Annotated in this window: 3 protein-coding genes; 2 read left to right on the forward strand and 1 reads right to left on the reverse strand. The window is 46.5% G+C overall.

Features of this window, described 5'->3' with window-relative positions; all coding sequences use genetic code 11:
- The first annotated feature begins 81 nt into the window (after positions 1-81).
- Positions 82-1,938, forward strand: a complete 1,857-nt coding sequence (locus tag A3756_RS09380) for a hypothetical protein (RefSeq protein WP_068553389.1) — start codon at positions 82-84, stop codon at positions 1,936-1,938.
- Positions 1,931-2,560, forward strand: a complete 630-nt coding sequence (locus A3756_RS09385; protein WP_068553390.1) for a hypothetical protein — start codon at positions 1,931-1,933, stop codon at positions 2,558-2,560. The genes A3756_RS09380 and A3756_RS09385 overlap by 8 nt, the downstream gene beginning before the upstream one ends.
- Here A3756_RS09385 and A3756_RS09390 read toward each other — a convergent pair.
- Positions 2,550-4,480, reverse strand: a 1,931-nt coding sequence (locus tag A3756_RS09390) for an efflux RND transporter permease subunit (RefSeq protein WP_197481258.1), incomplete at its 5' end; no start/stop codon positions are given. The genes A3756_RS09385 and A3756_RS09390 overlap by 11 nt on opposite strands.

Raw genomic sequence — 4,480 nt, forward strand, 5'->3', positions numbered from 1 at the left:
GTGAACGAAGTAGCTTAAGCGTAAAACTTCGATAACATACACAAACAATCGAAAAAATAACAATAACGGAAACCCAAAGGCATGACAAACGGCCAAGCTCAAACCGTTACCAGTTCAATTGAGCCGGTTCAAGCACCCTCTTTAACGATAAACCCGGAACGCGAGAGCATTGGCAAAAAGCTAATATTCTTTGCCTGGGCGGTTGAGATATGCGCCGTGATTATCGGCTTTGCCATCTCCATTATGCAAGGCATCAGTTCGTTCACCGAGATAGAAAATAATCGCCCTCAGGGTTTGGGCTTTGGCGATTACACCAATGTGTTTATCGCCATGATGCCTTTTTTGATGGTCGCGATTGTCGAAATCACCAAAATTCCTTTTGTTGCGGCGACCTATAAAACCAGCAATACAAAGTGGAAGTTTATCTTCGGTACCTCCCTAATTTTTCTAGCCTTTATCACTTTTGAATCAGCCCTCAATGGTTTCGAAAGAAACTTTCATGCCCTGATTTTCTCAATCGATAAACATAAGAAAGAACTAGTGGCCGTCGAAGAGGAAATTGAACCACTCGAAATACGGCGCACTCGTCTGGCAAGCTTAAGCTCTTCGCAAATTGAAGCCGAATACAGCCAGCGTCATGCCATCATATCAGAAGAGCGTTCTCGCCAAGCAGAAGTAATTCAGGACCGCATTCAGGGCTTACGCGCTGCAACTCAAAATGAATATATCAAAGGCCTATCTGCGCAAATTGAAGATAGACGCGAGCAGCTCAAAGCTTTACGCGCTGACCGTCAGAAGGAACTGGATGCACTGATTGAGGCTTCACGACAAATGACGCTCAATGCCAGCAGTGAGCTAGACACTCAACGCCGAAGCCTTCAACAACAGCTTGCCAATGAACAAGCCTATCTAAAAGAGCTTCGAGTGAAGCGAGAGAAGAAAATCGCTGATGCAGGCTTCTTCTCTGAAAACTCAGTTAAGAAAGAACAGAATGCTCTCGTCGAAACGCAAGAGAAGAAGGTTGAAGACCTACGCCTTGCACTGAATAAACTCAGTGACTCAGACAAACAAAAGACACTCCGAGCCACTTATAACCAGGATATCGAGGCCGTCAAAGATCGCTATCAGGCACGAGAAGATACGCTAAACCAAAAAATTCAGGCGCTATCACTGAAGCTCAGCAAGAGTCTAGGAGCCCGCGAAAAAGATATCGAATCGGTCATTCAAACTCATATGAAGGAATTGGCACGTGTCGAAAAGAAATTCCAAGAACAGCAAGGCGAGAATGAGCAAATACGAGAAAAGGAATTCAAACAGCTTTCTGAAAATGATGCCATTATTAAAGAACTCGATCAGACTATCTTTGACAAGAGCAAACAGCGCGTTGAACTGCGTAATCTGGTCAACCTGAAAGTTGGCGACAACCAAGTCTACCGCATGGCTCAATGGTGGTATAACAAAGAGTCTGCAGCTGACCTGGGCAGAAAGGATGTGATGACCATTGCAACACTATGGTTTGGTAGCCTTGCTTTGCTTATTGCCGTGACTGGCATCTTATTGGCCTTTGCATCCTACGTTATTCGAGACCCATCAATTGCAGACTATAAAGCAGATCGAGACAGCATCCCTTCAATTACCAAGAAAGCTTTCAATAGCGCCCGCCGCCTTATCATCTACTGGAGACAAGTGCAGCGCCGCCCCGTGATAAAAGAAGTCGCCACCGAAGTCATCAAAGAAGTGCCTGTCGAGAAAGTGGTTAAGGTTGAAGTTCCTGTCGAGATCATCAAAAAGGAAATCGTACACGTACCTTTGTATACGGAGGATAAGTCGCTACTCAAACTTGCCGAGAATCACAGCTTTGATGAGCAAGACCTAAAGGAAAACAATACTAAAGGCCGTGATGAAACCAAGCCTAATAACGGGCATAGTGATGGCTAAGCAAGCAAGTGAACAAACAACAGGCGATAAAGAGTCTGAGCAATACGAGTCCGTCTCGCACAACTTCGATGCGATGAATCGTGCTATAGATACCCAAGTGGATAAACAACTGGAGCTCTCCTCTCTTTATCAGTTCCAGCAGAGCTCTCGTCGCACACTGATGGCCATGCACATCACCGTCAGCCTCTGCGTGCTTGCCCTAACAGCTGCGGCTATCTGGTGGTTGCTCTCAAGCTCAGGCAGCTTTTTCAGCAGCGATATCACCTATACCGAATCGATACTCAAGTCCGCCTCAGACCGAAAGACTAGTGATGCCCTAAAGATTATCTCTGAGGCTCAAGATTCAAATAACAATCCAGACAAAGCCTTTATTGATACCTCCTTTACCGTGTTTCACCGCACACTTATATCGACAGGTGAATATGTGGTAACAGGTAAGACTTACGAGCCAGATGACCTACAAACTCCCTCTGAACAATATTGCTACCTGGAACAGAGCCAAAGTAGCAATCAGCTGAGTGGGCAGGCACTCTCTTATATCGAAGATAAAGAACTTATACTCGAGACGGAAGATCAAGCCATGATTAGCCTGGCACACCGCTACTGCCAGTTTAGTCGCTAAGTGCTTGCTTGCGAAACAGTCTCTGTATATCGGCAATCACCAAATAATTTACCGGCACCAGCACTAGGGTAATTAAGGTAGCGAAAACAATACCAAAGCCTAAAGAGACCGCCATCGGAATCAGAAACTGAGCCTGGGTTGACTGTTCAAACAGCAATGGCATCAAACCAAAGAAGGTGGTCAAAGAGGTAAGAATAACTGGGCGGAATCGTGCAGCAGCTGCACCGCTAACTGTTAGCAATAAGTCCCTGCCTTCCTTGCGGCGCTTGTTAACAAAATCCACCAGAACCAAGCTATCGTTCACGACAATTCCCGTAAGCGCCAACATTCCCAGCAAGCTAATTAGCGTCAGGTCCATCCCCATAATCCAGTGCCCGGCAATGGCTCCGATTGCGCCAAAAGGAATCACCGCCATGACGACCACCGGCTGCAAGTAAGACTTAAATGGGATCGCCAATAAGCTATAAATTATAAACAGCACAAATAAGACGCCCCATTTCAAGCTCCCGAAAGACTGGCGCTGCTCTTTCGCTTCACCTTCCATACTGTAGCTCACACCCGGAAACTGCCCAAGCTGCCGGTCAATATAATCTCGTAGCTCCTGTTGCAACACCAACATATTGGTTGCTTGTTTGTCGACATCAGCCCGAACGCTAATAGTACGCTTCAGATTCAAACGACTAATAACAGCCGGCGTTGACTCTGCTCGTAAGCTCGCGACTTGAGAGAGCGGCACAGCACTTCCCTGGGCATTACGAATCAAGAATTCTTCCAGTGAACGAATAGACTGCCGATCACTCTTCGGATAACGCACCACAACCCTGATATCATCACGACCACGCTGAATTCTTTGCACCTCGTAGCCATAAAAGGCTTCACGCACCTGAGACATAATATCCTGACGTGTCAGGCCTAATACTGAAGCCTGAGGCAAAAGCACTATCTCAATCGCCTCTTTACCGTCTGAATAGCTATCGGAAATATCAAATACCCCCGGGTAGCTTGCCAACTTTTCTTTTATTAGCTCAGCAATACCTGAGAGAGCATTAAAGTCCTGCGCACTCAGCTTGATATCAATCGGGTCACTGACTCGACCAATTTCAGCACGATAAGTTAACTTCTCTGCGCCCGGCACATGGCCAATTAATGCACGCCACTCATTAACCAGCTCGCGACTGGTGATATCCAAAGTACGCTCTTCTGGCGGCGTAATTTCAAATATCACGCGCCCAATATGGCTCGAACCACCAGAAGAGCCAGTTGTTGCCATGATATTTCGAATCACCGCCTCGCCTTCCAGGTGATACTTATCCTGAAGCTCACGGGCAGCTCCCAGCATTGACAAGACATATCGATCAGTCACTTCGACGGGTGTTCCTATAGGCATTTCCAGGTTAGCACGTGCCAACTCACTTTGAACCTTCGGGAAGAATATGAACTTCATCCACCCAGTCGAAACCAAGGCATACAAAATAAATAAGAGACCAAAACTAAGCGCCAGACAAAGGTAGCGATACTTCAAGGCCAACTGAAGTGCTGGCTGATAGTAGTGCAAGACAACACTTTCAAAACCGTCGGCAAAGCGCTGCTGAAAACGAGATAAGCCAGCCACCAAGGCTGAGCTTTGATTTTGAGGTTGTAGCTTAATTCGCTTCAAGTGAGCTGGTAAAACAAGCTTGGACTCAATTAGAGAAAATACCAATATAGGAATCACAACAACCGGAATCGCCGCAAACAATTGCCCGCGCACGCCTTCAATAAACGCAATGGGAAGAAAAGCTGCGATCGTCGTTAAAATACCAAAGGTTACCGGAACTGCGACTTCTTTAGTGCCATTGATCGCGGCTTCCAAACCTGACTCAGAACGCCGCAGGTGAGAGTATATATTCTCGCCGGTAACAATGGCGTCATCGACGACTA

It is taken from the genome of Oleiphilus sp. HI0086, assembly GCF_001635225.1.

Excerpts from the sequence above, each read along its gene's own strand:
- A3756_RS09380 (WP_068553389.1), top strand. The coding sequence starts at position 82 with ATGACAAACGGCCAAGCTCAAACCGTTACCAGTTCAATTGAGCCGGTT.
- A3756_RS09385 (WP_068553390.1), top strand. The coding sequence starts at position 1,931 with ATGGCTAAGCAAGCAAGTGAACAAACAACAGGCGATAAAGAGTCTGAG.